3 protein-coding genes and 1 pseudogene are annotated in these 1,501 nt (G+C 47.0%); 1 reads left to right on the top strand and 3 read right to left on the bottom strand.

Translation table 11 applies throughout. The features are described from left to right. On the top strand, window positions 1–252 hold a 252-nt coding region (locus MOMUL_RS17435), incomplete at its 5' end, for a hypothetical protein (RefSeq protein ID WP_236713141.1). Between the two features lie 9 nt (window positions 253–261). Here MOMUL_RS17435 and MOMUL_RS15155 read toward each other — a convergent pair. The 3 genes and pseudogenes from MOMUL_RS15155 to MOMUL_RS16010 form a co-directional block, all read right to left on the bottom strand. Next, window positions 262–666, bottom strand: coding sequence for a HEPN domain-containing protein (locus MOMUL_RS15155; protein ID WP_062286241.1), 405 nt, complete (start codon window positions 664–666; stop codon window positions 262–264). Further along, a complete protein-coding gene (locus MOMUL_RS15150) occupies window positions 663–1,148 on the bottom strand; it encodes a nucleotidyltransferase family protein (protein WP_062286239.1) in 486 nt (161 codons plus the stop codon). Before MOMUL_RS15150 ends, MOMUL_RS15155 begins: the two co-directional genes overlap by 4 nt. 226 nt (window positions 1,149–1,374) lie before the next feature. Continuing rightward, window positions 1,375–1,501 (bottom strand): annotated as a pseudogene (locus MOMUL_RS16010) (integrase core domain-containing protein); the annotation flags it as partial.

Raw genomic sequence — 1,501 nt, 5'->3', positions numbered from 1 at the left:
AAGCGTTTCGCCGGGCTGGCACTGGCCCGGGAGGCTCCTCGACCCGTGGTGGTAACCGTACGGCCCGGTGAGTCATCAGCAACCCCCCTGCAATTACTACCGCCAGTAGCAGGAGAAATAAAACAAACAGTGAGTTTGCAGAAGGGTTTTTTTGCGAGCACAGCCGCTAACAAAACAAAAGTCCTGCATGGGTATTACCGGCAGGGCTTTTTATGTCAAACCATTGCGGGTATAACGTTCTTAGTACCTTGAGTACTTAACCTAAATCACTTTAGAAGCCATTTTCACTACCAGCTCGGCACCATTTATGGCCTTGCGGGCATCCAACTCTGTGTATTCTTCGGTAGGAATAAAATCCACATCTCCATAGAAGGCGAATTCTCTTTCTTTCCGCAACCATTTCGATATGCCGGCCATTCTATCTACCTCTCCCTGTATTTCTTCGGGAAAACGTTCCTTGAACTCCACTAATAAGTAACCTACATCATGCTGTTTCGGGGGTTCAACACCGATAGCCCGGAGCATCCCTTTAAGGGCTAGTTCTACAATTTCCTGAGCTTCTCTTATTACGTCAGAGTATGCTTGTTCGTCAAGCAAAACCGGCAGTATTTTCAGTCGCTTGGTAGCCTTCTCCAGATAGCTCCGGGCCAGGGTGATATTGGTCATATCTCAATCACCTCGCCCGGCGTGTAATCCCTCTTTAACACCCAGTACCAGGCCCCTCCATGGTAAACCCTGCGTGCTCCCAGGTGTTTTAATTTTTCCTTTAATCCGGTTAAATACAGCGTTAGAAAGTTTTCCCGGTCGTAATAAATTTTTGCGTCCTCAACTAGATCTAAAAAGAGTAAACTTCCCGCAAGTACCTCCTGCTTCTCTTTTATTACCGGCGAAAGATCCGGCCGGATATGTTTAAAACCTGCAGCGCGGCGCTGCACAATCTCCTCTACCCGGTTAAACTCTGCCATCCTTTTTAGGCGGCCTTTAGGAAGATTATCGGCAACAACCAAAAGATCGATGTCGGAATCCGGGCGAGGCGTGCCGCGGGCTACGGAACCAAAAACAGCCAGGGAAACCAAACGGTTTCCGTATACTTCCTGTACAGCCGCACTAACAATCTCTAATGCCCTGTAAAATTCTTGAAGATACATACTCCCGTCCCCAGTCAGACCCTATCCTTATTAACAGTTTACACCAAAAAACAAGACGCTACAAGGCTCAAAAGGTAGGGAGGGGCCATTTTATTTTTTATTCCAGTTTTATTCAAGTTAAATATATCTTAACTAGCCACCCCCTACCATCCCCATACCCACTCCGTACCCACTCCGTTTTACGGACGTTTGGATCATAAAGTAAAATTTAACTCGAGGGTAAAGGGAAACTATTAAATTCGTACCGTGCCAGGCATTCCTCCTCCAGGATGCTGTGAAAGGACTCGATATGAGCATTCTTATTGGGCGTTTTGTAGGGGATAAGCTCATGCTCTACCCCTAGATCCTTGCAG

Source organism: Moorella mulderi DSM 14980, assembly GCF_001594015.1.
GTDB classification, from domain to species: Bacteria; Bacillota; DSM-521; order Neomoorellales; family Neomoorellaceae; genus Neomoorella; species Neomoorella mulderi.
The sequence above is the reverse complement of the archived record's forward strand: the minus strand, read 5'-3'. Positions and strand labels throughout refer to the sequence as shown.

Excerpts from the sequence above, each read along its gene's own strand:
- MOMUL_RS15155 (WP_062286241.1), bottom strand. The coding sequence starts at position 666 with ATGACCAATATCACCCTGGCCCGGAGCTATCTGGAGAAGGCTACCAAG.
- MOMUL_RS15150 (WP_062286239.1), bottom strand. The coding sequence starts at position 1,148 with ATGTATCTTCAAGAATTTTACAGGGCATTAGAGATTGTTAGTGCGGCT.